The organism is Novosphingobium sp. SG754, from assembly GCF_013149315.1.
Taxonomy (GTDB): domain Bacteria; phylum Pseudomonadota; class Alphaproteobacteria; order Sphingomonadales; family Sphingomonadaceae; genus Novosphingobium; species Novosphingobium capsulatum.
On sequence record NZ_JABGCC010000001.1, the window covers coordinates 49,765 to 75,035 of the forward strand.

Sequence of the window (25,271 nt, forward strand, 5' to 3'; positions counted from 1 at the left end):
TGCCCGGAGGATCGTGCAATGGCACCATCACTCTTGCGGCCGGGCCTGCACTTCTGCCTTGTCGGCGACGACCCCATATTTCTCGATCTCGTCAGCGGCCGCTATTTTCGACTTCCCGATCACCAGGCCAAGGCATTCTGTGCGCTTGTCGCGTCAGGAATGGTCGATCGCATCGCGCTGCAGACTGCGGGCCTTGGCGATCTGGCTGGCGTCGCTGATAAGCCGCTGGCGTTGGAACCCTGCCGCTGGGCCTTGCCCGATCAGGCGTGTGACGCCTTGAACCATGGCGGGTTGCCGTTGGCGGAGACCGCCCGGGCGTTGCGCCAGCAACGGAGCTACGAGCGGGCTCTGGCGCGCCGCGGTCTCGCTCCGCTCTGCGATGAACTCGCGGTCTTGACGGTGAAGGCGACACCACGCCCGATCGGCATCGATGATGCCGCCGGGCGGCTGGTCCGCGGGTTTCAGTTTGCCTGCTTTTTGCGAACGGCGGCCGATCGCTGCCTGCCGCGTTCCCTTGCGCTGGTCGACCTGCTCGCCCGGCGCGGCTGGCGCGCCCATGCCGTGCTGGGTGTCCGGCAGGGCCCTTTTGCCGCCCACTGCTGGGTCCAGGCCGGACGCATGGTGCTCAACGACACGCCTGAGGCCGTGGCATGCTTCACCCCGATTCTGGCGCTGTGAAGCCCCTCGCCGCAGCACTGGTCTTACCGCTGCACGGTGGGCTTGGCGAAGGGCTTGTCCCGCTGCGCCAGTTGCGCGACCTGCGCGCGGCACGCAGCGGCCTATGGCTGGGGGAGGGCTGGTCCGTCCGTTCCCTGGGAGCCTGGGGCTGGCTGGTGGGGTGCAATTTCGATCGGGACGGCAATGTCTTGGTGGATCCCCTGGCCGGCGCTCCGGCCCTGGCCGACCGATCGGCCGTGGCGCACTGGTTGGTGCGCCACACCTGGGGCGCCTGGTTCGCTGTCCTGGTCGATCCGCGAAGTGAGTCGGTGGCGATCCTGCGCGATCCTTCCGGCCTGCTGCCGCTCTATCGGCGTATCGACGCTGGTCGCTGTCTGCTGGCAACGGCCCCAGCATTGTTCGCGCAGGCGGGCATTGCGATGAGTGTCTCCTGGCCTCACGTGCAGCAGTTTCTGCAGGATCCCGAGCGCCGGCAGCGCGCGACATGCTTGGCTGGTGTCGACGAACTGTCGCCCGGCGTGCTTTACCCCCTTGAGCGAAGGGCGCATGAGGTGGCAATCTGGCAACCGGCGCTCCATGTGCCGGCATCGGGCGACATCACGCTGGCGGTCGCAGCGCAGCGTGTGCGGGACTGTGCGCGCATGGTCATGCGCGCCTGGTCGGGACATTTCGGGCAGGTTGTTGTCGCCGCGTCCGGTGGCGTCGATTCCTCGCTGGTCTGCGCGGCCCTGGCCGTCGAAGGGCGGCCGTTCGCCTGCGCCACTGTCTCCACCCGCGATCCCAGCGGCGACGAAACCGCCTATGTCGCCCCTCTTGCGGCGCGACTGGACGTCTCGTGGCGTGCGGCCCAATACGAAATCGCCGCGGTCGATCCGGGTGCGGCAAGTTTTGCGCACAGTGCGCGGCCCGTGGGCAAGATGTTCGTCGGCGAGTTGCGGCGTCAGCTCGGGGAAGCCTGTGCCGCAGTCGGCGCGGCGCGCGTGTTCGACGGCAATGGCGGTGACAATGTGTTCTGCTTCCTCCACTCGGCAGCGCCGTTTCTTGATGCGTGGCGCGCGCTGGGGCCGTCGCGCCAGTTGGCAGAGGTCTTTGTCGACCTGTGCCGACTGACCGGCGCCGACGCCCCGACCCTGGTGCGCGCCATTCTGCGGCAATGGTGGCGGCGCCAGCGCTCTGCGAGACGCGCACCGAACCTTGGTCTTCTAGCTGGCCCGGGTGAGACTGCCCCCTCGCTGCCGCTGACGGACTGGGAGGCGCAGGTGCCGATGACGGCGACAGGGGCGCGGGCGCACTTGCGCTTGATCGAGGCGGCCCAGCATCACGTCCATGGCCTGGACGATCCCTTGCGCTTTTCACCCTTGTTCAGCCAGCCGCTGGTCGAGACCTGCCTGGGCATTCCGACCTGGGTCTGGTGTCAGGGCGGCATCAACCGCGCGCCGGCGCGCGCGGCGTTCGCCGCTGAGCTGCCGGCTGCGATCACCGGGCGGGTCGCCAAGGCCGGACCGGACACGGTCATGCGCGCGGTCTTCGCGCGGGACCGCGTCCGGTTGCGGGCGATGCTGCACGATGGCCTGCTGGCCGGACAGGGGCTGCTCGACCTTGCTGCCATCGATGCAGCACTGGCGCTCGATCCCCAGGCGGACGACGACCGGATCTATCGCTTGCTCGATCTGGTCGAAGCCGAGGCCTGGGCACGCTCATGGTCGTGATGGGAGGCAGGTGACCTCGTCTTTGCTGGGAGCGCCAGGCATGGCCAGCCAGCGCTGGTACTGTGTGGCCTTGTTCGGGTCGCAATCGCGCTGGCGCTGCAGCCAGAAGCTGAACCAGTCCATCGTGCGTTCGTACATCGCCAATCGATGCGCCGGTTGCCACTTGAAATGCGGTTCGCCGGGCATGACCCACATTTCGATCGGTTTGCCGTGAAGGCGGAACTGCGCGACGACATCGAGCGCATTGGTATATTCGCTGTCGTCCGACTGGATCAGGATCGGCGCCGTGATCCGCTCGGCGTTGGCGGCAAGGTCCATCGGCTTCCACACCTGTTCCGATTGGGGCTCGAACCAGGCCGTGCCCAGCTGGCGCCCGAGCCGCTCGAACACCGGCCCAGCGACCAGGGGGTAGATCGTCGGGCCTTCGCAGCACACGCCCAGTTCGGCGGCCTTGAACAGCTTGCTGTTGAGCAGCGCCCACTGCGTCATCGACGTGCCTTCGCTCATCCCGGTAATGCCCATGCGCGCGGGATCGACCGTGCCGGTCGCAACGGCCTGGCGGAGCGCTTCTTCCAGCGCGGACTGGACGCTGCGGCGATCGAGCCAGTCGACGTGCTCGCGGCGCATCAGTTCGGTTTCATCGGGCGCGTCGCGCACGCTCGATACTGCGCCGGGACGGGCAAAGCTGAGCACCGCGAAGCCGCGCGCAGCCAGCGGCTGGATCGGATTTTCGTCGCCGGTGCCGCCGCGTAGGAAGCCTTCGCTGAGATATTGCACGACGACCAGGGGATGGCGCTCGCCGGGGCGATGGTCGGGCGGCAAGACGAGGTCGGCATGGCTTTCGACGCCGTAGGCATTGCGCACCTTGAGCCGCTGGATCGTGCCGAGCCGGAACTGGGCCCATTGCGGATTGGGATCGAACACGGTGCGCGATGCCCCGCTGCGCCAGTCGATACGCACCAGTACGCGTGGATGCGCGCTGCTTTCCCGGGCGCAGTAGAGCGCATCGGGTCTGGGGACGCACCCGACCAGCACGTCGTCGGTGGTGAGCACGGCTTCCGGGCGCGGCGCGCCGCTGCGCCAGCGCAGCAGTCGGGTCTGGCTGCGGCCCCAGCCGGTGCGCTGCAGGAGGTAGAGCGTGGCGCCGTCGCGCGACCACCAGAGATGCATGGTGCCGTCGCACAGTGCCTCGGGGCACAGCCATCGGCGCTGCGGCCCCCGTCGTGCCGGCGCTTCGATCACCACCTGGCGCGCGCTGACCACCCATGCGGGATGGACCGGCTCGATCCAGGCCCAGCGACCATTGGCACTGCGCGCCGCGCTGCTGGCCTGCGGGGGTTGGCCTGGTGCCGTTGGCGGCACCAGGATTGCCCGTTCGGCCGACGTTGCCGGCTGGATCGTGCCGCTGGCGATGTCGACACGGCTGTAGACCAGGGGCATCGGTGCCGAGGGAATGGGATGGTCGGCCAGTTCGGGCGCAAAGCGATCGTCGTAGAGATAGCCTTCGCCCGCTGTCGCGGCGATTGCTTCGCTCTGCTGACGCAGGGCAGGGCGGGTCGCAATGATCACGGCGCTGCCCTCGGCGTTCCAGGCGAGGTTCTCGACCGCGTCGGGCAGCGCGGTCAGGGCCCGCGCCGGGCCACCGTCGCGGGGCACCAGCCAGGCCTGGGGTGGCCCGGCAGTCTGCTTGATATAGGCAATCGTCCGGCCATCGGGCGACCAGTGCGGCGTGATGACCTGGCCATAGCCGGCCCGCAGCGCCGGAAACGTGCGCAACGGGTAGGTCGCCCGAATGAACGCGCCGCCGCGGTCGATTTCTCTGGGTGCTACCGGCGGTCCACCCGACGGCACGGCGGGGACCAGTACCAGGCGTTGGCAGTAGGCGTTGTGGGCCGGATCGGCTTGGCGCAAGATCACCGCGATGGTCTTGCCATCCGGTGACAGGCCGAACGGCGGCGGCGCATCATAGGGATCGGATCGTCCGATATCGATCAGCCGGGCCAGATCCTGGGCCGTGACCAGACGCGATGCTGGTGGAGCCGAGGCCGGGGTAGCCGGTGGATCGCAGCGATCGGCTACCGGCGCTGGACTAACGGGCCAGGCAATGGTGGCTTCGGCCAGGAGCAGGGCAAGCGCGAGCGCCATTACCAGCGCCTCGCCAGGCCAAGCGCGATGAAGCGACCGATGGCTGAGTAATTGGTCGAATCGAATGGGGTGTCGGTCGGTCCGGTCTGACCGATCGCTGGCGGCTGCGCGTCGAATAGGTTGTTGACCGTCAGCGACACGACCAGGCCCGGATCCTCGCCCGACCGGCGGGCTGGCAGTAGCGTATAACGCAACGCAAGATCGGCCGTGGCCTGCGGCGACAAGCGTGCGGGCGTGGCAAAGCGTTGGTCGCGCAGGGCACCGATGTAATTGACATGCACGGCGCCGCTGAACCGGGTGTCTTCATAGCTGACACCGCCGCGTGCCCGCAGATTGGCGGGCTGGAAAATCACGCCGGCAAGGCGGGTCTGCGGCTGACCGGCCGAAAGGATCTGGTCGCTGTCCAGCCAGGCCCCGGCGAGGTCGAAAGCCAATGTGCGCCGATCGTCCAGCGGCTTTTTCCAGGTCGCGCGCAAGTCGATCCCGCGGATGGCCTGGCGCGCGATATTGACGTAGCGATCGTCGACCAGCACCGCGACGCCCGCGGGATCGAACGCCGCACCGGTGTAGTTGACCAGGGCCGGGCGCGAACCAGCGACCAGCGTGGTCAATGCTGGTGCGGAGGGCGAAAAGGTGACCAGCCCGGCGTTGCCAGGATTGCTCAACGCATTGGCAATGCTGCCGGGAAAAGGTTCGGCGACCCGGTCGCGGTACTGGACATCGAAATAGCTGGCTTCGACGCGCAGGCCCGGCACGGCTGCCGGCTCGACCGTTACCCCGGCCTGCCAGGTCCGTGCCCGCTCGGGGGTGAGGTGGGTATTGCCGCCGCTGACCAGCAGCAGGTTGCCGCTCGGCAAACCATACCAGCTGCCGGGCAGCAGATAGGTCTGGTAGCCCATATATTGCTGGTAGAGGTTTGGCGCCTTGAACGAGCGCCCCCATGAGGCCTTGATGGTGATGGCGCGAGCCGGCGCATAGATCAGGCCCAGGCGCGGTGTCGTCATGCGCGCCATGCCAGGATAATCCTCGTACCGCAGTGCCGCCGAAAGGTTGAGGCGCGTGACGCCGGGGACGGCGTTGCCCGGAGCAATGATTGGCAAGTTCAGTTCACCGAAGGCATAGCGGCTCGAGCGGGCGACATTGTAATCCTGCGTTGTCACGCCATTGCTCACGACCGAATAGGCAAAGCCATTGCGCCGCACGCCGCCGCCGAGCGCCAGACGCGCGGTGCCGCCGGGGGTCCGGAACAGCGGACCCTCGACATTGGTTTCGGCCGACCAGGCGCGGTTGCAGACGCACCCGCTGTTGATCGAGGGATTGCTGCTGGTGATATCGAAGTCCGAGCTGAGCCGGGTATGGTCCTGGCCCCAGGTGCCGAGGATACGTGCGGTCCAGTCGCGGCCCAGCGCGGCGGTCAACTCGGGGGCGAGCGACAGCATCGTCACGCGCGGGCGGAAGAGGATGCGCGAGGCATCGGTGCCGCCGGCGGTCTGCGAGGCGCGCGTACTATAAGACCCGTCGAGGCGCAGCGTCAGCCCTGGCGCGAGATCCTGGTGCAGCGTGGCGGTGACGGCGTGGCGCTGTTGTTCGCCGTAGAGCGTGTTGTCTGCTGACAAGGTCCCGGCAAAGTCGCGCTGGCGGGCCGCAATCGCTGAATTGTGAGCAAAATCATAGGCGAGCATCATGCCGCCAGAGGCCCACCGCGTACCCGTGACCAGATCGGCCTGCTGCTGGAAATCGCCACCCTGGGTGCTCGTGCCGATCTGGGTCGACGTGGCGAGCCCGACATAGTCGGGGCGCAGCACGACATTGACCACGCCGGCCACGGCATCCGAGCCGTAGAGGGCCGAGGAACCGTCGGCGACGACATCGATCCGCTCGACCGCGGCCACCGGGAACGCGGATATATCTACGCCGCCGTTCGAGGAATCGTAAGGCAGGCGATGGCCGTTGAGCAGGGTCAGCGTGGCATCGGCGCCGAGGCCACGCAAGTTGACGCTGCTCGCCATGTTGACATTCTCATTGGCGCTGCCGGCGCCGGCACCCACGCCCGGGTTCTGGCCGCCGCCGAAGTTCTGCGGCAGCGCGCGCAGCGCCTGGCCCAGATCGGTCTGGCCTGCAGCGACGATATCGGCGCGCGAGACCTGAATCACCGGTGCGGCCACCGCCGCACCGCGAATGCGGGTGCCGGTGACTACGATCGGCGCATCGCTCGTGGCCTGTGTTGCCGCATCGGCTGTGCCCGCGGCCCGGATCGTCACGGTCTGGCCGGAAAAGTGCGCCACCAGACCGCTGCCTGCGAGCAGTGTGTCGACCGCTTCGGGCAGCGACATCGTGCCATGCAGCGGCGGCGCCATACGGCCATTCACCGCTTGCGCGGGCGCATAGATCTGCCAGCCGGCGCGCGCGGCGGCCGCGCGCAGCGCCTCGCCCAGATCCTGCGCTGGCAGATCGAAACTGTAGCGCGGCGCCGGGGCTGCGAGAGTCACGGCAGGCTGGATCAGCAGCAGCGCTGCGCTTGCCAGCAGGAAGGACTGGGGTCCAAGGCGTCTCGACATGGTTGTATTCCCTCATCGTTGGCCACGCTTGATGCGTGTGCGATGCAGGGTTCGACGCCGGCCACAGCGGACACCTTAGGGGGCGAGCAAAATTATTTTCGTGCGGCGAGATGAATGCCGTCTGCGCGTCGCATGATCACGAGATTGAACACGTCGGCCAAGCGCTGTGCCACGGCATCCGGATCGGTCAGGCGGAAGCGGCCGGAGACAAGCGCGCTGGCGACAGCGGGATCGTCGATCCGCAACGGGGTGTGGCCATAGCTGTTGACGACTTCGGCGAGCGTACCGAGCGGCAGCGCACGATATTCGGCCCATCCGCTCGGCCAGTCGCGGCTGCCGACCGCATCACGCGGGGATACCTGGTGTCCGGCGTGGGGGCCAAGGGCGCGTGCGGTTGACGCTCGCAGGGGGGCAGCATCGGACCGCAGTGCCGCGTCATGCCAGAGTGGCCTGGCCTGGGCTGCGCCACGCCACAGCACGGCCTGGCCTGCTTTGCCGCTGGTCTCGACATCGAGCAGCGCTGTGTCCCCGGCAATTTCTTCCTGCGCTGCGGTAACGATGAACGGGCGGCCGTCCTTGACCAGATCGAGACGCGCACGACCGTTGACCAGCGCGAAGCGCCGCTGGCTGCCGCTCAGGCGGACCTCCACGCGGCTGGCCGCATCGAGGGTAATGGTCGAGCCGTCAGCCAGATGGATGCTGCGGATCGCGCCGTTGTCGCTGGCGAGCACTTGTGCTGGCGAGGATGGCTGCTCGCTCCCGGACCATGCATCCAGGAGCAAACCGAGGCCTGCAACGGCGACAGCCACCAGCCCGGCAATGAGCAGCCCGTGCCGGTGCCGGGATTGTGCCGCAGCGATCGTCGGTTCGTGGCGGTCAGCACCATAGCGGTCCGAAACCTGCAGGATGGCGGCATCGCGATACAGACGCTCGATGCGCGCGTAGCTTGCGGCATGGGCGGCGCTGCGCGCAATCCAGCCTTCGAATTCTTCCTGCCGGGTGAATCCTTCGGCATCCTGGCGCACCACGAACCAGGCGATCGCCTCTTCCTCGATCAGGTCGATCTCTGGGCCGGTTGGCGGCACAGTGGTCATCGCGCCGGTTCCACGGCCAGGGCAATTGCAGCAAGGGCTTTCATCATGTGATATTCGACCGTTGCCACGGAAATGCCAAGCGCCTCATGGATTTCGCGATACGTCTGGCCATCGACGCGGTGCATCAGGAAAACTTCGCGGGTGCGTGGTGAAAGCGCTTGTACGGCGGCCTCGTACAAAGCGAGCAGTTCGGCAGCTTCGAGCGCCAATCCCTGCTCCGGTGCAACGGCGGGTTCCTCGGTTTCTGCCAGAGCCAGCGGGGCAGGGTGGCGCGCTGCGCGGCGGGCTCGGTCGATCAGCAGATTGCCCGCAACCTTGCGCAGGAATGCTGCGGGGTTGGCCAGGCGATCCGCGTCGGCGCTACCCAGCGCGCGCACGAAGACATCGTGGAGCAGGTCGGTTGCCAGATCGGGATCGACCTTGCGGCGCAGGAAACGCAGCAATCCGGGCCGCTCCGCGCGATAGGCGCGGCCAAGCAGGGTTTCGGTCGGAGCGGGGCGCCCCGAGGATGAAGACACGGCCGTTTCCGTGCCGGCACACCGAACGACGCGCCGGAAGGCACGTCGCTTGGTTCAGGACTGTGCTGCCAAGGCACCGCAGGGAAGCCGTTCCCGGTGGTGCGGCAGCCGCCCGACCGCTTGGTCAGGCGTGCATGATGTCTGGCGGGAGCCATTCCCAGGTTGCCGCGCCAGCGATCGGCAGCCAGCGCCATCATGGCGCAGCATGCCAGGACTGACAAGCGCTTAGCCGGCAAGGCGGACGAGCAGGGCGCTTGCTGCAGCAATGCGTCGCTGCGCAAAGCTGCCCAGCAGCGGAATCAGCGTCGCCAGTGGCGCGCCGCCGTCTCGGGCCCGGGACCAGGTCTCCTCCAGGCTGTCCAGTTCGGCTGCTACATCCTCCAGCACCTCCGCTTCGTGATGAAGCACCGGGGCAAGGCGATCGTCGATCTGCTGCGCAAGATAGCCCCAGGCCCGGTTGCGGCAGGCCTGCGCAAGATCGGCGATCAGCGCGCGCCGACGCGTTGTCAGTGGCGTGTCGGCCGTGTTGTCCGCAGCCGCCACACTGTGGTCCAGTCCGCTACGTGTTGCGTCTTCAAGCGCGTGCAGCAGCATGTGGTGTTGGCAGGTGAGAAGATCGCGCACATCCTGCTCGAGCAGGCGCGGCACCAGAAAACCCAGACCGGGATGCAGCACGACCAGCCCTTCGCCAAGGAGGCGGTTGAGGCTGTCGCGCACCGGCGTGGCGCTGACCATCAATTGCGCGGCCAGGCGGGCGCTCTCCAGCCGCGTGCCTGGTGGCCAGGTGGCCGTCAGCAAGCGCTCGCGCAAGGCGCGATAGGTCGGCTCGAAGACGTGGGCCGGGCTCAAGCGTCATGCCTTGCAAATGCGGCCAGCATGCTCGCCTGGTCGGGGCGCAGCGCATCGACGGCGCCGAGCCCTGCCGGAACAGTGTCCTCGAGCAGCAGCGACGGGCATTGCCCTTCGAAATTGCCGAGGTTGGGACGGTGCTGAACATAGCCGAGGAGTTCGGTCAGTGGACGCGGAAACTGCCGCGCTATGGCCGGCGGGTAGGCGAGGAACGGGTTTTCATAAGGCTTGAGCCAGCCCAGGCTGTAACCGATAACGATACCCCTGCGCGGTCTTGTCGTGATGTTGGCGCCGCCACCATGGACGGTGGACCCGAGGAAGCAGATCGCCGCTCCGGGTTGGCAGGCCGCGACCACCGGGGCGGGCAGATCATCGAGCGCGTGTGGCGGGCGGCGATGGGTGCCGGGATAGAGCCGCGTCGCACCATTGCGGGCGGTGAACGTGGTGAGAGGCCACATGACATTGAGCAGGAATTCGTGGGTGCCTTTGACGCCGCCCCACATGTCCTGGTCGGCATGGGGAAATTGCGCGCGCTCGCCAGGATGGATGGCGATGGCCTGGGCAACATTGAGCTGGATGCGCTCGCAGGCTGTGCCCAGCACGGCTTCGGCCAATGCCAGGATATGCGGACAGAGCACCAGGTCCTGCACCCGATCGGCGCGGATCAGCAGCCGCCCGAAGCGCTTGGTCCTGTGGCCGTAGAAGTCGCCTCTGGCATAAGGCGTTGCCGCGAAATCATCGGCCAGTTCGCGATCCAATGCTCGGATCCAGGCGCGCGGCACGGCATCGGGGACGATCACGAAGCCGTCGCGATCCAGCACGGCGAGATCGGCTGCGAGCCGCGTGCTGGTCATGCCAAGTCTCCTGCACGATGCAGGACACGGGCAGCCCGGTCGTAGACGCCGCCAGCGATCAGGCCGGGCAGCGTCTGGTCGTCGATCGTGATCTGCAGCGCGACGAGATCGCTGGCGCGCAGGTCGCCGGCGGGCCCGAGCTTGCGGCAGACCCAGCCGAACCGGGCAATCTGCTCGAACCAGGCATGCGTAGCGATACCGGTGTAGGCGGCAATGCCGTGGGCCAGCGCGTGTTCGGCTAGCGCCGTAACCAGCTGGTTGCGGGTCTTGCGTCGTGCGACGGCGCCCAGAGCGGGATCGAGACAAAAACGCGTGATCTCGCGGATACCCGGCCCGCAGGGGACGCCAGCGGGGCACAGGTGGGCATAGAGGTCACCGAGTAGGTGCGGACCATCGCTGCGCAGCAACCGCGCCGAGCCGCAATGGTTTCCGTCCGTGTCGGCCAGAACCAGGTATTCGGCGCACGGATTGTCGAACTGATCGACTTCAAATCGACCGGCGAGAACCGGCAAGTCCCAGCCCAGCAGATCGACGAAGACGCGCTTGCGGGCGGCAAACATCGCGCGCAGGGCTTTGGTCTCGACATCGACAGGCGCCGGAGGGCTTGGCTGTGGGCGGGCTCGCGACAGCATCGGGTTGGGTAGCATGGTGGTCATCCCCGTTGTGGCATGACCAGATCCCATCACGTCGCAGCGCAGCCGACCATACCAAGGAATGGGGATGCTGCGGCCGGTTCTTCGGTCAGCCCGATCGTCGACCCGCACGCCACCACCATGGGAAAATGTCCTGGTAGCCGATGAAGCCACAGAGCAGGGCGAAGGTCGTCAGCTCATGGCGCGAATGCAGGGCACTGCGTTCGCGCGCCATCTTGAGATGCTGGATGACCGTTTCCTCGCTGATCCCGAGAATGATGCTGGTTTCGTAGGCTGTCTTGCCGCGCGCTGCCCACAGCACGCACTCGCGCTGGCGATCGGTGAACTGGACCTGCGGCGGCGTGGTTGGTCCGACGGTCAGGCGGCGTGCCGCGGCGAGGGCGATCGCGCCGATCAGTTCGGCAACCATCAGCATGCCCTGTGGCAAGCTTCGTTCGGCGCGCATGACGAAACTGCAGGAGCCGCTCGATTCGCCAGGAAGATGCCTGCCAATAGTATAGCCATCGGCAAGACCGACCTCACGGCCAATGTCCAGCATCTGGCGATCGCCTTTGGTCATGGGGATGAGGTGGGACAAGTCTCGCCAGGCAAAACCGGTCAGGCTCTTGTCGCACGCCCGCCTGACAGGATCCCGGCCGGCAAGGTCGAACGCCACATAGACCTTCGCCCAGGCGTCGGGATAGTCGTGCAGAAGCACACCATCGGGCGATGCGCCGTGATGATGCAAATCGAAATTGAGCGCAAAATGGTCGAAGCCCATGCGTCTGCTGGCGCGCTGCAGAGCCCTATGCAAGTTCGACAGATCAAACGCTTGGGCGATGTCGTGTGACAATTCCTCGGTGAGATACAAAGGCATGGCAAGGCCGTGCGATGGCACGGATCGGCTACCCAAGCTCCAATCGTGATCGCCTTAAGGTGGGTGTCGTCGGCTAAGTTCCACACTGCCACGGCGCCCAGTTGAGCTATATGTCGTTCCGCCTTCAATTTGGCGTCTTACGGTGGGCGAACACTTTGGCGCAGCACTGGGGTCGTCCCTCGAAATATGCAGACGTGCGCGTATCATTATGTCGTACAAACGAAGGCTTGCAATGGCAGGATATCTTGAAGCGGTCTGGTTGTTGTTCGACGACGGCCCTTGCCGCCATTCAATTTTCCTTCTGACTCACCGCCCCACCTTACAGTCAGATGGTACGTTGGGCGCACCGCTTTCGATAATTTTGACGCTCCAGCTGCCGATCGCAGCTGCGTCGCGCGCGCCCCCGCTCCCGCTATGACTCGCGGGTAAGCCTGAACAGCCCATCGTACAAGGCGTGCAAAAACCTGCCACCCACTGGACACAGAACCACGTCCGCGTTGTTGAGACCGAGAAAGTGCGGCGCCAGCAACCCGTCGCGGAAGCCCTCGTTGAAGCAGGTGGGATGTTGTCTCGATGCCCCGGCGGGTCATCAACTCGCTCGGCTAATCGAGCGTCACAGCGTTGCAAAGGAGGCTCGAACCGCCGACGCTCGGTTAGACTGGAATTTGATAGCCCGGTGGCTCAGTGCACAACGGCAGAGGCGGTCATAACGTTGGGGCTCAGCATTATTGTTGGTCCATCCGACTGACTAACGCCGGCGCAGGCCACTAAGCTAGCCTGACGGCAAGGCCCCATTTGGTTTCCGGTCAGGTTGCGAGGCTAAAAGGCACGGTCGTGTACGAGCACGGTGAACGTGGCGAACATGATCTGCACGTCGCGCCAGATAGTCCAGCCGTCCAAGTATTCGAGATCAGCCTGGAGGCGGCCAGACAGGTCCGCCTCTGTATCGGTAGCGCCGCGGAAGCCGCGAACCTGAGCCAGCCCGGTCAGGCCTGGCTTGAGCGAATGGCGCTGATTGTAGCGCGGATCGACTTCCCAGAAGCGCTTGGTCCCAGCAAGCGAACCCAAGGCATGCGGGCGTGGGCCCACAATGCTCATGTCGCCGCGCAATACGTTGAGCAACTGGGGTAATTCATCGATACTGGTGCGGCGGATCAGGCGGCCGATGCGGGTGATACGGTCGTCATCCTTACTGGCTGAGCGGGCACCAGCTGAATCAAGCTGCGCCACGCGCATAGAGCGGAACTTGTAGATCCAGAACAGCCGGTTATTGCGACCCTGGCGCTGTTGCTTGAAGAAGACCGGGCCGCGATCTTCCAGATAGATCAGTAAGGCAATGGTCAGCAGCAGGGGCGTTAAGAACAAGACGGCCGGTCCGGCAATAGCCAGATCCATCGCACGTTTGGCTGCGCGACCGCGCATGCCCAGCGGCCCTGCCGATACTACTAGAGAGCCAGTGTCATCAACGCGGCGTGCACCGAGTACGCCCATGGCCACTACCGTTTCGTCGATTAGCTCACCGGTAATGTTGGCGCCCTTGAGCACCATGGCCCATTCCATCTGCCGTTCTGGCGGGCAGCTCACCAGCACGCGGTCCATATTGGTCATGAACATGGCCAGACGATCGAGCATGTGCGGATCGTTGCGATTAGGAACTAAGCGGTGCTGGCGAGCGTCAACATGCCACGCATGAGGAACGCGGACGGGCAATCCACCATCATCGAGAATGAGGACGTTTTGCGCAGTGGGCCCGCACATCTTGCGAATGAGCGGTTGCATCGCAGTGCGTCCCAGGATGAGCGCGAATGCGCAGGCGAGAAAACTGATGCCGGTGGATACGCGAGAGATCTGATCGGAGACCTTGGCGAAAAAGGCAATGAAGATCAGCATTGTAAACGCGGCAAGCAGCGAGAAAAACGCACGGTGACGGCTGAAGCGCGACGAGGTAAGTGCGGACAGCGAATAAGCGTCGAAAGCCAACCCCGCGATAGCATAGAAAGGCAACAAAAGGCCAAGTTGCCGCACTTCGAAGGCCGGCGTCATGCCATATTTTGCTTCGCTGGCGCCCAGCATCGCGGCCACGATCATCAGCGCGTCGAGCAGGATGAGCATCAAATAGCACTGTAGGCGCCGATGCTCGAGTGAGGCAGCAAGCGGCAGCTTGAGGCGTGCCGGATTGGTAGAACGCTGCTCGCTATAACTGGCTTGCGCCGTCTGGGCCGGGAGATCTAGCGTGGTCATTGCCGGTCTCACTGTCCTTTGATGCCGCTGCCGCCATGAAGCAGCCGTCGTTTATGGGCGCAGGTAAGGCCATTACGCCCTAACCGGCCGAATCGTGGCCGACACTGCGTCCGAAAAGGTCTTTGTTGCGCTGCAATATCTACAGGCTTACCCCACAATGGCAAGTATTTATGCTTAGCACGGTTCTCCAGCGGCACCTATAGCGACGATCCGACCAGTTCAGCGCGCTGCAGCCCGCGCAATTTCCGCCAGGGCCTGCCAAAGCGCCAGATCCGCGTTGCGACTGTCAGCTAGAAGGCTGCGATGCAAGGAAATCAGCCGTTCCAGCAGGCGTTCCAGGCGGCGCCCCCGCCAGCGCTTGAGCTGATTTGCCAGATCGGGTTTGTCCCGAAAGAACACACGCCTCGCAGCCATTTCCTGTTCCAGGAAGCTGTTGATATCGCTGCGGCTTCCCATGCGCCCGGCAAGTTGCGCCAATTGTGCGGCCCGTCGTTCGAACGCAAGCAGCAAACCGACGGGGTTAATTCCCATTTCGCGCGCGCGCGCCAGTTCAGAGCCGATTCGGCGGCTCTCGCCAGACAGCACCGCATTGACCACCGGCATCATGCCATCGTCTTCGGTCGATGCGCCGATGGCATCAAGTGCGGCGGCATCGGCCGTGCGTGGCGATTGCGGGCTGGCATCGAGATAGAGCGCCAGCTTTTCCACCTCGCTGCGCGCCATGCGGGTGTCGAGCGCGGTGGCGCGGGCGATGCGCTCGGCGAGGTCTCCGGTCATGCGCAGGCCGGCCGCACCAGCCATGTCACGCACCGCTTCGACCACTGAACGCAGATCGGGCGGATGAAACATGCCGACCAGGGCATCACCGCGATCGCCCAGCAACTTGGCCACGCGCGACTTGTCAGTGGCCGCACTGGCAACGATCAGCACCGGCCAGCCGTCGACCGGGCTTGCCAGCAGGGTTTCGACGGCATCGAACACTTCATCGCCGGCGGTGCGCACGTGGATCTGGCGGCGGTCACCAAACAGGGAAACCGAGCGCGCTTCGTCGGCCAGGCGTACAGGATCGCGGCGCAGTTCCGCCCCGGCCAGTTCCACCCGCTCCGCTTCGCCCAGGAGGCCGGCGATGCGAGCGGCGGCATCGGCTGCCCCGGCTTCGTCGGGGCCGCAGAAATAGAAGATCCGGCAATCCTGCGCGGCGCGGGCAGCCGCGCCGGCAAAAGTCTTTTGCGTAACCTTCACGGCGATCGGCCTATTGGCCGGGGGCAGGAGAGGACGAAGGCGCGGGGGCGGCAGGCACGGCGACAGGCGCAGTGCCCTGGGTCTTTTCGCGCAGCCGGGTGGCGACGCGGGTGATGATCTGGTCGGCGATCTCGCGCGAGAGGTTTTCCTGCGCGGTCTGTTCTGCCGCGATCACGGAATACTCGCTCGATACCACGTCAAGGCCGGCGTCGGCCGATGCCGTGGCATCGAGCACGACTGCCCCGTTGCCCAGATCGACCAGCTGATAGCGCGCACGCATGGTGCGCCGTTCGCGCGTGATGGTGTCGTCCGACAGCTGGCCCAGGCCCTGAAGCTTTTCGTCAAGGCGGACGTCGAGGCGGTACTGCGGCTGCTTGCCCCCGCTGCCCAGCCGGTCGGTGAGGGCGTGGCGCACCAGCCAGCCAGACTTGCCGGCGATCGGCGCCACGTCCACCGCAGACACCGCCCGTGCCACGGCGCCCGATCCGCCGCCGGCATACATCGGCTGCAACCCGCAGCCGGCCAGCGGCAGACAGAACAGGGCCAGACAGAGCGTGATGCGGGACTTAGACAACAAGGTTCACCAATCGATCGGGCACCACGATTACCTTCTTCACAGCTGCCCCGTCGAGTGCACGCTGCACCTTGTCGGATGCCAGCGCAAGGGCTTCCAGTTCCTCGCGCGCGGTGCCCTTGGCAACGGTCAGCGTATCACGCAGCTTCCCCTTGACCTGAACGGCGACGGTCACTTCGTCGTCGACCAGCAGGGCCGGATCGACCGTCGGCCAGGCGGCGTCGGCCACCAGGCCGCTGCCGTGCGTGGCAAAGGCTTCTTCGGCCAGATGCGGCATCATCGGCGCCACGAGCAGCAGCAGCGTGCGGATCGCCTGGGTGCGGCTGGCCGAGGGCGCGGCCTTTTCGGTGGCGCCGGTCAGCTCATAGATGCGCGCAACGGCCTTGTTGAAGCCGAGTGCCTCGATATCCAGCGCGACGGCATGCACCGTCTGGTGGACCTTGCGATCGAGCGCCTTGTCCTCGCCCGTGGCGCTGGCATCGGCCTGGGCAAACAGGCGCCACAACCGCTGCACGAAGCGCGCGCAGCCCTCGATTCCGGCTTCCGACCAAGGCAGGTCACGCTCGGGCGGGCTGTCTGACAGCATGAACCAGCGGATCGCGTCGGCGCCATAGCGGGCCACGATATCGTCGGGGTCCACCACGTTCTTCTTGGACTTCGACATCTTGATGACGCGGCCGATTTCCACCGGCTGGCCATCAGCCTTGAGCGTTGCCCCGTCGCCCGTGCGCTCCACCTCGCCCGGTGCGTACCAGATCGGCTGGCCATTGGCGGGATCGACGCGCGAATAGGTCTCGTGCGTGACCATGCCTTGCGTGAACAGGCTGCCGAACGGCTCGGTCACCTCGATCTTGCCAATCCGGGCCAGCGCACGGGTCCAGAACCGGGCATAGAGCAGGTGCAGAATCGCATGCTCGATGCCGCCGATATACTGTTCCACTGGCAGCCACTGCTTGATCACGTCGGGATCGAACGGGCGATCGGCTGGCTGGCTGGCAAAGCGCAGGAAATACCACGAGCTGTCGACGAAGGTGTCGAGTGTGTCGGTCTCGCGCCGCGCGGCGTGGCCGCACTGCGGGCAGGGCACATGCTTCCAGGTGGGATGGCGGTCGAGCGGATTGCCCGGCACCGAGAAATCCACGTCTTCGGGCAGGGTGACCGGCAGCTGCTTCTTGGGCACCGGCACCACGCCGCACACTTCGCAGTGCACGAAGGGGATCGGCGTGCCCCAATAGCGCTGGCGGCTCACACCCCAGTCGCGCAGGCGCCACACGGTCTGGCCCTGGCCCCAGCCTTCGCCCTGGGCGCGGTCGATCACGGCCTTCTTGGCCTGCGCCACGCTCATCCCGTCGAGGAATTGCGAGTTGACCAGCACGCCATCGCCCGCTTCGGCTTCGGCGCCAAAAGGCTTGTCGGCGTCGGCGGGATCGGTGGCGACCACGCGCAGGATCGGCAGTCCATACTTTGTGGCGAAGTCGAAGTCGCGCTGGTCGTGCCCGGGCACGGCCATGATTGCGCCGGTGCCATAGTCCATCAGCACGAAGTTGGCGATGTAGACCGGCAGCGCCGCCCCGGTGAGCGGATGGCGCGCGGTGATGCCGGTGTCAAAGCCCAGCTTTTCCGCGGTTTCCAGCTCGGCCGCAGTGGTGCCGCCCTGCTTGCACAGGGCGATGAAATCCTGCGCGGCGGGATTGCCTGCGGCCACGCCCTGCGCCACCGGGTGATCGGCGGCCACGGCGACGAAGCTGGCGCCAAAGATCGTGTCGGGGCGGGTGGTATAGACCTCCAGGCTGTCCCCGTTCGACAGGTCGAACGCGAATTGCAGGCCCTGGCTCTTGCCGATCCAGTTTTCCTGCATCAGCCGCACCTTTTCCGGCCACTTGTCGAGGCTGGACAGCCCCTCGAGCAGTTCGTCGGCGAAATCCGTAATCTTCAGGAACCACTGGTTCAGCTTGCGCTTTTCGACCAGCGCGCCGCTGCGCCAGCCGCGCCCGTCGATCACCTGCTCGTTGGCGAGCACGGTGTGGTCGATCGGGTCCCAGTTGACCGCCGATTCCTTGCGATAGACCAGGCCTGCCGCATAGAGATCAAGGAACAGGGCCTGTTCATGCCCGTAATATTCCGGCTCGCACGTGGCGATTTCGCGGCTCCAGTCGAGGGCAAAGCCCAGGCGCTTGAGCTGCGCCTTCATGTTGGCGATGTTTTCGCGCGTCCAGCCGCCCGGATGCACGCCCTTTTCCATGGCGGCGTTTTCCGCCGGCATGCCGAACGCGTCCCAGCCCATGGGATGCAAGACTTCGTGCCCGATCATGCGCTTGTAGCGCGCCAGCACGTCACCCATGGTATAGTTGCGCACGTGGCCGATGTGGATGCGCCCCGACGGATAGGGGAACATCTCGAGCACATAGCTGCGCGGCTTCGCGCTCGTATCGTCAGCGCGGAAAGACTGGGCATCGTCCCACGCCTTCTGCCAGCGCAGATCGGCGGTTGCGGAATCGAAACGGGTGGGTTCTGAAGACGGGGCGGAAGTCATGGCGCGCTCTTTAGGAAGCGGCACGCCTTATCGCAAGCGCGTGCCGCTGCCGGGCGTGCCACCGTTTCGGTCGATGCGGGTTTGGTCGGTCAGTTGATGCCCGAAGGCAGCGCCTGGCGGCGCAGGTCGCGCGCCTTGGTCAGGATCACATCTTCCAGCTTCTGGACGGTGGCGGCCTGGACCGGCGCATCGACCCACACACCGTTCTGGGAAATCTGGCGGCTCGCTGCCACGCGCAGGGCGTCGGCGCGCAGATCCTGGTCGAGGATCGACACGGTCACCTTGATGCGTTCGCCCGGGTTGCGTGGGCTGGTGTACCAGTCGGTGACGATCACGCCGCCGTTGCTGTCGGTCTGCAGCAGGGGCATGAACGACAGCGAATCGAGGGTGGCGCGCCATAGGTAGGCATTCACGCCGATTGTGGTCACCTTGCTCGACGCCATATCGGCACGCATGCGCTCGAGCTTGCCGAGCTTCTTGTGGCCATGGCTGGCACAGCCAGCAATCGCCACGGCCAGGAGGCCGACGGTAAGCGCGCGGCCGATCGTCCGGCTGGCGCCACGGATCTGGCCGGCGGCATCAGCCGGTGCAGTGGCAGGGGCCGCGGTGGTATTGTGGCGGGCGATGGCGCTGATCGTCACGTCAATCCTGTCCTGTCTGGCGCAGCGGCGGTCATCCCCGCGGCGATGATAAAACCGTGCTGGCGCACGGCAGAGAAAAATTTCCCGTGGCCTTGCACGGTTGATTGGCCACGCCTCTATCACCCCGGCACGCCGCCCGGCAAGCCGCGTTGCCAGGACGCGCGCATTGTTTCATCAGAGCCGGCAAATCCCCGGCGTGCAAGGGTCTATGGCGCTGACGGTTGAAGCGGTTGGGAGGGTGAATGCCTGGTGAACGAGCGGGCGACCAAAACCGATTGCAGCAAGTGTGGGTGGATGCACTTTGGCCCGCAATCCGGGGCATTCGGGCGGGTGGTCCGGCATTGGTGTCACTACTTGGCCACAGCGCGGGAAATCCTTGGCGGTTCCGACGTTTCCAATCTGGAAATCACCGGGGCGAAGGAGTACATCACAGTGGAGTGTCATGCCTTCGTCATGTTAGCGTCGTTTTACCGGCCACATCGATCGCATGATGCATGATGTGATTCGCAACGACCAAAGACAGGAAGCAGGCAGGAACATGAGCGGCAGGGGCAGCAAAAAGGCGAACGCGCAGGGCTTGCGCCGTTCCGTGCTGCCGCGCGCGCTGCGGGCGCCGCTGCTCGCCGCCACCTGCATTGCCGCTGGTCTGGTCATCGCCCCCACGGTCAGCAGTGCCGTCACTGGCTCGTTCAAGCCGCTTGCCCAGGTCAGCCTGGCGGCGCGCGGCGGCATCGGTTCGTTCACCCCGGCTTCGGGCGATCCCAAGCTGGCTGCCGCGATCACCGTGCGTGGCTTTGGCAACGGCCATATGTTCCGCTTCACGCCGGCCGGCGCAGATTCGCGTGCGGACCGCGCCATCACCGTAGCTGTGCGGGTCAACCCGGAAGTTGCCCGGGCGATCTCGGTGCGTGGGGTGCTCGGCAACATCGGCGGCGCTGCCGGCAACGGCACCCCGCTGCGCATCGTGCCTAATGCCTTCAACCTGGGCATGGCGCGCGGCTATCAGAGCTTTGCCGTGACCAGCGGCCTTGGCACCGGCGACGGCTTCGACCGTGATACGCAGCGCCTCGACATGCCCGATCTCAATCACTTTGCCGTGGCCACGCCGTCGGCCGCTGCCACCACGGGCAGCACTGGCCGTCTCGCGCCGCGCATCGCGCTGGACGAGAAGGAGCGCGCCGGCCGCGCCCCGCGCACGCTGGAAACCCAGGGCGATTACCAGGTCGATTTCGGTGGCAGCTATCGCCTGACGCGCAATCTCGATGTGACTGCGGGTGTTCGCTACTCCTCGGACCGCGATCGCCTGCACCCGCTGACCGATGCGCGCCAGGACAGCCAGGCGGTTTACCTCGGAACGCAGTTCCGCTTCTGATCGCCGCATTGCCCCCGCGATCTTCTCCATTTCGGTGGAACAACAGGCTCGCTTCGGCGGGCCTTTTTGTTGCAAGCTGCGCCAGCACCATCCTGCGCGTGGCCGTGCTCCGCATGGGACGAGCAGGCGCATTTGCTGCGTTTGCCGGCCGCAGCATCACTGCCTCAATCCTGCGCCATTGCTTATCGATATTCGTCGAAGAAATTTATCGGTTTGGACGCAAGCCGGCTTGTCGCGCGGGTGTCATCACCCTAGCCTAGCCGCTCTCCAAGCTGGTGAAGTACGGGAGTACAAGAATGACGCGAGTGGCCATCGTAACGGGCGGAACCCGGGGTATCGGCGAAGCGATCTGCCTTGCCTTGCAGGAACAGGGACGAACCGTCGTTGCGAACTATGCGGGCAACGAGGAAAAGGCCAAGGCCTTTACCGAACGGACCGGAATCAAGGCCTACCGTTGGGACGTGGGCGATCACGAAGCGACGATGGAAGGCTGCGCCCGCGTGGCGGCCGAAGTGGGCGCGATCGACATCGTGGTCAACAACGCCGGCATCACCCGCGATGGCGTGCTGCACAAGATGAGCTTCGATGACTGGAACGAGGTCATGCGCATCAACCTGGGCGGTTGCTTCAACATGGCCAAGGCCACATTCCAGGGCATGCGTGATCGTGGTTGGGGCCGCATCGTCAACATCGGCTCGATCAACGGCCAGGCCGGCCAGTATGGCCAGGTCAACTATGCCGCAGCCAAATCCGGCATTCATGGCTTTACCAAGGCCCTGGCCCAGGAAGGCGCCAAGTATGGCGTGACGGTCAATGCCATCGCGCCGGGCTATATCGATACCGACATGGTCGCGGCGGTGCCGCCCGCCGTGCTGGAAAAGATCGTTGCCCGCATTCCCACCGGCCGCCTCGGCCAGGCCAGCGAAATCGCGCGTGGCGTTGCCTTCCTGACTTCGGAAGAGGGCGGCTTCGTTACCGGATCGACGATGTCGATCAATGGTGGCCAGCACATGTACTGATGTTTGGCGGGCGGCACCGCGCGTGCCGCCCGTCACCTGCGGCATGACCAGTCCCTATCATCCCCCGGTCAAGCGCTCGGTCGAAATCGCCGGGCACAAGACCTCGATCAGCCTGGAACCGCTGTTCTGGGATTTGCTGCGCCGCGCGGCAGAGGCTGAAGGCCTGCCGCTCAATGCGCTGGTCGCGCGAATCGATGCCGAACGCATCGCCAGTCCGACCCCGCCGGGCCTCGCCGGGGCGATTCGCCTGTGGCTGGCGGCGCAAGTCGTGGCAGCTGCGCGCAGTGATTGAGCGCGCGCAGCTCCATCACGTTTCCGGTCAGCCGGCCGAGTTCTCGCCGCGAATCTCGGTCAGCTTGCGTTCCCAGGCAATGGCATGGGCAATGATCGTATCGAGATCGGCATAGCGCGGCACCCAGGGCAGCGTCGCCTTGATGCGGCTGTTGTCGGAAATCAGCGAGTCGGGATCGCCGGCGCGGCGGCCTTGCAGCACGCGCGCGATCTTCATGTTGGTCACGCGGTCGACCGCGTCGAGCACTTCCAGCACCGAGAAGCCCCGGCCATAGCCGCAGTTCATGGTAAGCGAGCGGGCCGGATCGGCGATCAACGCATCGAGCGCCAGCACATGCGCATTGGCGAGGTCGGAGACATGGATGTAATCGCGCACGCCGGTGCCATCTGGCGTGGCAAAGTCGGTGCCGAACACGCCAACGCTCTCACGCTTGCCCAGAGCCGCTTCCACCGCCACCTTGATGAGATGCGTGGCCCCGGCCGTCGATTGGCCGGTGCGCGCCTGCGGATCGGCGCCGGCAACGTTGAAATAGCGCAGCACGCAAAAGTTGAGCGGATGCGCGCGCGCCGTGTCGGCCAGCATGATCTCGCTCATCAGCTTGGACATGCCATAAGGATTGATCGGCTGCTTGGCGCTGTCCTCGGTCACCGGCGACACTTCGGGCACGCCATAGGTGGCGGCGGTGGAGGAAAAGATGAAATGCTTCACGCCGCCGGTCACCGCCGCCTCGATCAGGCTGCGGGTCTTGGCGGTGTTGTTGTGGTAGTACTTGAGCGGATCGCTCACCGATTCCGGCACAATGATCGAGCCGGCAAAATGCATGATCGCACCGATGTTCTGTTCGGCGATGATGCGCGCCAGCAGGTCCTGATCGGCAATGTCGCCTTGGTAGAACGGCACGCCATCGGGAATGGCAAAGCGAAATCCGGTTACCAGATTGTCGATCACCGTAACCGGCCAGCCGGCATCCTTGAGCGCCAGCACGGCGTGGCTGCCGATATAGCCTGCGCCGCCGGTAACAAGGACTGGAACTTTCGACATGATGCGTACCTTTTCTGGCGCTGGAGCCCCGCTGCCGAGGCCATGAAGGAGGAAGATGCACAAGTTGTGGGCGTGGGGCCACCCTAGTCGATCCGCGCGCCGCCTTTCCACAGCGCCAGCACGCGCCCTTCGACCGGGCGGCGGTCGAACGGGGTGTTGCCAGCGCTTGCGGCCATCTTGTCGGAATTGACCACCCAGGGTCGGGTGGGGTGGATCACCGCCAGATCGGCCTCTGCGCCCACCGCCAGGCGCCCGGCGTTGACGCCGAGCAGCGCGGCGGGATTGCCGGCTAGCAGGGCAAAGGCGCGGGCCATGTCGATCACGCCGTCGCGCACCAGGGTCAGCGTCAGCGGGAGCAGGGTTTCTGCGCCTGCCATGCCCGGCTCGGCATCGGCAAAGGGCAGACGCTTGTCTTCCGGCCCGCGCGGGTCGTGGCCCGAGGCGATCACGTCGATCGTGCCATCGCCGATGGCCGCGATCACTGCCTTGCGATCGTCATCGGCACGCAGCGGTGGGGAAAAGCGGCAAAACGTGCGGAAATCGACCAGTTCCAAGTCCGACAGCATGAAGTGGGCCGGGGTAACGCCTGCCGTCACCTGCACGCCGCGCAGCTTGGCCGCGCGCACCAGATCGAGCGCCTTGGCCGTGGTGACCTGGCGGATGTGGAGGCGCGCGCCGGTCATTTCCGCCAGCGCGATATCGCGCGCCACGGCCAGGCTTTCCGCCTCGGCCGGGGCGGAGGGCAGGCCCAGCCGCGTCGCCACTTCGCCGGCGGTTGCCACGGCATGGCCGGTGATGCCATCGTCCTCGGCATGGGTCACCACGACAAGGTCGAGCATCGCGCAGTAAGACAAGAGGCGCAGCATCACGCCCGAATCGGCAATCCAGCGGCGACCGGTGCTGACCGCGCGCGCCCCGGCATCACGCATCAGCGCCAGTTCGGCGAGTTCAGCACCCTCGAGTCCGCGCGTGGCAGCGGCGAGGGGGTGGACCCAGAAATCGGGCTTGCCCGATTGCGCTGCAAACCGCACCCGCGCCGGGTGATCGAGGGGAGGACCCTGATCTGGCATCAGCGCGGCGCGGGTAATTCCGCCAAAATGAAACGCCGGCTTGTCGATCGCGAACACGCCCAGATCGACCAGGCCCGGCGCAACCAGCGCGCCGCGCGCATCGAACACGGCATCGCCATCCTGGGCCACGGCCTCGGCACCGAGCGCCACGATGCGCCCGCCCTGGCAGCGCAGATCGGCGGCCATCGGCTCTCCGGTGGGCAGGACCAGGCGCCCATTGGTGATGACAAGGGGTTGCGGCGTCATGCGTTTTCTCCGCCCAGCGGTTCCCAGCCGGGCAATTGCCGGGCGCGCCGGGTGAGCACTTCCAGACAGGCCATGCGGATCGCCACGCCGCTTTCCACCTGGCGGGTGATCAGGCTGCGTTCGACATGATCGGCCACCTGGCTGTCGATTTCGATCCCCCGGTTCATCGGCCCGGGATGCATGACCAGCGCGCCCGCTTCAGCCTGGGCCAGGCGATCGAGCGAGAGGCCATAGAGGTGGCGATATTCGCGCGGGGAGGGGATGAACTGGCCCTGCATGCGCTCCATCTGCAGGCGAAGCATCATCACCACTTGCGCGCCTTTGAGCGCAGCGTCGAAATCGTGGAATACCTTGACGCCCATCACCTCGATTTCGGCCGGCATCAGCGCGGGCGGGGCGCAAACGCTGACCTCGCAACCCAGCGCGGTCAGCGAGAGGATGTTGGACCGCGCCACCCGGCTGTGCAGGATATCGCCGCAGATCGTCACGCGCAGACCGTTGAGATCGCTGCCTTTGGGCAGGCCCAGCGCATGGCGGATGGTCAGCGCATCGAGCAGCGCCTGGGTGGGGTGTTCGTGCTGGCCATCACCCGCATTGAGCACCGGGCAATCGACCTTTTCGGCAATCAGCCGCACCGCGCCCGAGCTGGCATGTCGGATGACGATGGCGTCTGCCCGCATGGCGTTGAGCGTCATCGCCGTGTCGATCAGCGTTTCGCCCTTCTTCACGCTGGACGTGGCCGCGTGCATGTTGACCACGTCGGCGCCCAGCCGCTTGCCGGCGATTTCGAACGACAGCAGCGTGCGCGTGCTGTTTTCGAAAAAGGCGTTGATGATGGTCAGGCCCGAAAGCAGGTCGGCCCGCTTTTGCGACTGCCGGTTGAGTTCCACCCACTGCTCCGCTTCGTCCAGCAGGTAGAGGATCTCGTGCCGGGCAAGCTGGCCGATTCCGGTCAGATCGCGGTGGGGAAAGGCAAGGCCGCCCGCAGGATAGCTGCGCGCCGGGCTGGCTGACGAGGGGGATTGGCTCGATGGGTGCATCGAAGACCACGCCCTAGACCTGCGCGGCCTTCCCGACAAGTGTTTC

21 protein-coding genes are annotated in these 25,271 nt (G+C 65.8%); 5 read left to right on the top strand and 16 right to left on the bottom strand.

What is annotated here, in order from left to right; translation table 11 throughout:
- The first annotated feature begins 33 nt into the window (after positions 1 to 33).
- Both FHW97_RS00265 and FHW97_RS22315 read left to right on the top strand, forming a co-directional pair.
- Positions 34 to 678, top strand: a complete 645-nt coding sequence (locus FHW97_RS00265) for a lasso peptide biosynthesis B2 protein (protein ID WP_171795492.1) — start codon at positions 34 to 36, stop codon at positions 676 to 678.
- Entirely contained in the window at positions 675 to 2,387 is a 1,713-nt protein-coding gene (locus FHW97_RS22315; protein ID WP_171797715.1) for an asparagine synthase-related protein, read from the top strand. Before FHW97_RS00265 ends, FHW97_RS22315 begins: the two co-directional genes overlap by 4 nt.
- On the opposite strand, the gene FHW97_RS00275 is transcribed toward FHW97_RS22315, so the two are convergent.
- The 13 genes from FHW97_RS00275 to FHW97_RS00335 form a co-directional block, all read right to left on the bottom strand.
- The gene (locus FHW97_RS00275) at positions 2,376 to 4,532 is read right to left on the bottom strand and encodes an Atxe2 family lasso peptide isopeptidase (protein ID WP_171797716.1); all 2,157 of its coding nucleotides are present in this window, start codon (positions 4,530 to 4,532) and stop codon (positions 2,376 to 2,378) included. The genes FHW97_RS22315 and FHW97_RS00275 overlap by 12 nt on opposite strands.
- Positions 4,532 to 7,090 (bottom strand): TonB-dependent receptor, encoded by a 2,559-nt coding sequence (locus tag FHW97_RS00280; protein ID WP_171797717.1) that lies wholly within the window; start codon positions 7,088 to 7,090, stop codon positions 4,532 to 4,534. Before FHW97_RS00280 ends, FHW97_RS00275 begins: the two co-directional genes overlap by 1 nt.
- Before the next feature lie 92 nt (positions 7,091 to 7,182).
- Positions 7,183 to 8,184, bottom strand: a complete 1,002-nt coding sequence (locus FHW97_RS00285; RefSeq protein WP_171797718.1) for a FecR domain-containing protein — start codon at positions 8,182 to 8,184, stop codon at positions 7,183 to 7,185.
- Positions 8,181 to 8,702: an RNA polymerase sigma factor gene (locus tag FHW97_RS00290; RefSeq protein ID WP_183533710.1), complete on the bottom strand. Its 522-nt coding sequence runs from the start codon at positions 8,700 to 8,702 to the stop codon at positions 8,181 to 8,183. The genes FHW97_RS00285 and FHW97_RS00290 overlap by 4 nt, the downstream gene beginning before the upstream one ends.
- A 225-nt stretch (positions 8,703 to 8,927) precedes the next feature.
- Entirely contained in the window at positions 8,928 to 9,551 is a 624-nt protein-coding gene (locus FHW97_RS00295) for a GntR family transcriptional regulator (RefSeq protein ID WP_171797719.1), read from the bottom strand.
- On the bottom strand, positions 9,548 to 10,405 hold the full coding sequence (locus FHW97_RS00300; RefSeq protein ID WP_171797720.1) for a phytanoyl-CoA dioxygenase family protein: 858 nt from the start codon (positions 10,403 to 10,405) through the stop codon (positions 9,548 to 9,550). The genes FHW97_RS00295 and FHW97_RS00300 overlap by 4 nt, the downstream gene beginning before the upstream one ends.
- Complete coding sequence (locus tag FHW97_RS00305) at positions 10,402 to 11,037, bottom strand: acyl-homoserine-lactone synthase (RefSeq protein ID WP_171798148.1); 636 nt, start codon at positions 11,035 to 11,037, stop codon at positions 10,402 to 10,404. The genes FHW97_RS00300 and FHW97_RS00305 overlap by 4 nt, the downstream gene beginning before the upstream one ends.
- A gap of 109 nt (positions 11,038 to 11,146) precedes the next feature.
- Entirely contained in the window at positions 11,147 to 11,914 is a 768-nt protein-coding gene (locus FHW97_RS00310) for a LuxR family transcriptional regulator (RefSeq protein ID WP_171797721.1), read from the bottom strand.
- A gap of 819 nt (positions 11,915 to 12,733) precedes the next feature.
- Positions 12,734 to 14,155: an exopolysaccharide biosynthesis polyprenyl glycosylphosphotransferase gene (locus FHW97_RS00315; protein ID WP_253941498.1), complete on the bottom strand. Its 1,422-nt coding sequence runs from the start codon at positions 14,153 to 14,155 to the stop codon at positions 12,734 to 12,736.
- Between the two features lie 219 nt (positions 14,156 to 14,374).
- Positions 14,375 to 15,397, bottom strand: a complete 1,023-nt coding sequence (gene holA, locus FHW97_RS00320) for a DNA polymerase III subunit delta (RefSeq protein WP_171797722.1) — start codon at positions 15,395 to 15,397, stop codon at positions 14,375 to 14,377.
- 10 nt (positions 15,398 to 15,407) lie between these two features.
- On the bottom strand, positions 15,408 to 15,899 hold the full coding sequence (lptE, locus tag FHW97_RS00325) for an LPS assembly lipoprotein LptE (RefSeq protein WP_169042056.1): 492 nt from the start codon (positions 15,897 to 15,899) through the stop codon (positions 15,408 to 15,410).
- Positions 15,900 to 15,963: 64 nt separating this feature from the next.
- Positions 15,964 to 18,504 carry a leucine--tRNA ligase gene (gene leuS, locus FHW97_RS00330; protein WP_107716860.1) on the bottom strand — a complete coding sequence of 847 codons (2,541 nt, stop codon included), beginning with the start codon at positions 18,502 to 18,504 and terminating at the stop codon, positions 15,964 to 15,966.
- Between the two features lie 89 nt (positions 18,505 to 18,593).
- Positions 18,594 to 19,010 carry a DUF3576 domain-containing protein gene (locus FHW97_RS00335; protein ID WP_370525312.1) on the bottom strand — a complete coding sequence of 139 codons (417 nt, stop codon included), beginning with the start codon at positions 19,008 to 19,010 and terminating at the stop codon, positions 18,594 to 18,596.
- 712 nt (positions 19,011 to 19,722) lie between these two features.
- On the opposite strand from FHW97_RS00335, the gene FHW97_RS00340 reads away from it, so the two are divergent.
- From FHW97_RS00340 to FHW97_RS00350, 3 genes are all read left to right on the top strand, one after another.
- Positions 19,723 to 20,517: a hypothetical protein gene (locus FHW97_RS00340; protein WP_253941499.1), complete on the top strand. Its 795-nt coding sequence runs from the start codon at positions 19,723 to 19,725 to the stop codon at positions 20,515 to 20,517.
- Positions 20,518 to 20,813: 296 nt separating this feature from the next.
- Complete coding sequence (phbB, locus tag FHW97_RS00345) at positions 20,814 to 21,536, top strand: acetoacetyl-CoA reductase (protein ID WP_022676532.1); 723 nt, start codon at positions 20,814 to 20,816, stop codon at positions 21,534 to 21,536.
- A 43-nt stretch (positions 21,537 to 21,579) separates the two neighbouring features.
- The gene (locus FHW97_RS00350; RefSeq protein ID WP_171797723.1) at positions 21,580 to 21,828 is read left to right on the top strand and encodes a ribbon-helix-helix domain-containing protein; all 249 of its coding nucleotides are present in this window, start codon (positions 21,580 to 21,582) and stop codon (positions 21,826 to 21,828) included.
- A 27-nt stretch (positions 21,829 to 21,855) separates the two neighbouring features.
- On the opposite strand, the gene galE is transcribed toward FHW97_RS00350, so the two are convergent.
- The 3 genes from galE to FHW97_RS00365 form a co-directional block, all read right to left on the bottom strand.
- On the bottom strand, positions 21,856 to 22,869 hold the full coding sequence (gene galE, locus FHW97_RS00355) for a UDP-glucose 4-epimerase GalE (RefSeq protein ID WP_171797724.1): 1,014 nt from the start codon (positions 22,867 to 22,869) through the stop codon (positions 21,856 to 21,858).
- Between the two features lie 83 nt (positions 22,870 to 22,952).
- Entirely contained in the window at positions 22,953 to 24,185 is a 1,233-nt protein-coding gene (locus tag FHW97_RS00360; protein ID WP_171797725.1) for a dihydroorotase family protein, read from the bottom strand.
- Positions 24,182 to 25,225, bottom strand: coding sequence for an aspartate carbamoyltransferase catalytic subunit (locus FHW97_RS00365; RefSeq protein WP_022676536.1), 1,044 nt, complete (start codon positions 25,223 to 25,225; stop codon positions 24,182 to 24,184). The genes FHW97_RS00360 and FHW97_RS00365 overlap by 4 nt, the downstream gene beginning before the upstream one ends.
- Positions 25,226 to 25,271 lie beyond the last annotated feature (46 nt).

What these genes read in the sequence shown, in the direction of transcription:
- FHW97_RS00310 (WP_171797721.1), bottom strand. Translation starts at nt 11,914, where the DNA reads ATGCCTTTGTATCTCACCGAGGAATTGTCACACGACATCGCCCAAGCG.
- FHW97_RS00365 (WP_022676536.1), bottom strand. Translation starts at nt 25,225, where the DNA reads ATGCACCCATCGAGCCAATCCCCCTCGTCAGCCAGCCCGGCGCGCAGC.
- leuS (WP_107716860.1), bottom strand. Translation starts at nt 18,504, where the DNA reads ATGACTTCCGCCCCGTCTTCAGAACCCACCCGTTTCGATTCCGCAACC.
- phbB (WP_022676532.1), top strand. Translation starts at nt 20,814, where the DNA reads ATGACGCGAGTGGCCATCGTAACGGGCGGAACCCGGGGTATCGGCGAA.
- FHW97_RS00275 (WP_171797716.1), bottom strand. Translation starts at nt 4,532, where the DNA reads ATGGCGCTCGCGCTTGCCCTGCTCCTGGCCGAAGCCACCATTGCCTGG.
- FHW97_RS00360 (WP_171797725.1), bottom strand. Translation starts at nt 24,185, where the DNA reads ATGACGCCGCAACCCCTTGTCATCACCAATGGGCGCCTGGTCCTGCCC.
- galE (WP_171797724.1), bottom strand. Translation starts at nt 22,869, where the DNA reads ATGTCGAAAGTTCCAGTCCTTGTTACCGGCGGCGCAGGCTATATCGGC.
- FHW97_RS00280 (WP_171797717.1), bottom strand. Translation starts at nt 7,090, where the DNA reads ATGTCGAGACGCCTTGGACCCCAGTCCTTCCTGCTGGCAAGCGCAGCG.
- FHW97_RS00285 (WP_171797718.1), bottom strand. Translation starts at nt 8,184, where the DNA reads ATGACCACTGTGCCGCCAACCGGCCCAGAGATCGACCTGATCGAGGAA.
- lptE (WP_169042056.1), bottom strand. Translation starts at nt 15,899, where the DNA reads ATGTATGCCGGCGGCGGATCGGGCGCCGTGGCACGGGCGGTGTCTGCG.
- FHW97_RS00300 (WP_171797720.1), bottom strand. Translation starts at nt 10,405, where the DNA reads ATGACCAGCACGCGGCTCGCAGCCGATCTCGCCGTGCTGGATCGCGAC.
- FHW97_RS00305 (WP_171798148.1), bottom strand. Translation starts at nt 11,037, where the DNA reads ATGCTGTCGCGAGCCCGCCCACAGCCAAGCCCTCCGGCGCCTGTCGAT.
- FHW97_RS00315 (WP_253941498.1), bottom strand. Translation starts at nt 14,155, where the DNA reads ATGACCACGCTAGATCTCCCGGCCCAGACGGCGCAAGCCAGTTATAGC.
- FHW97_RS00350 (WP_171797723.1), top strand. Translation starts at nt 21,580, where the DNA reads ATGACCAGTCCCTATCATCCCCCGGTCAAGCGCTCGGTCGAAATCGCC.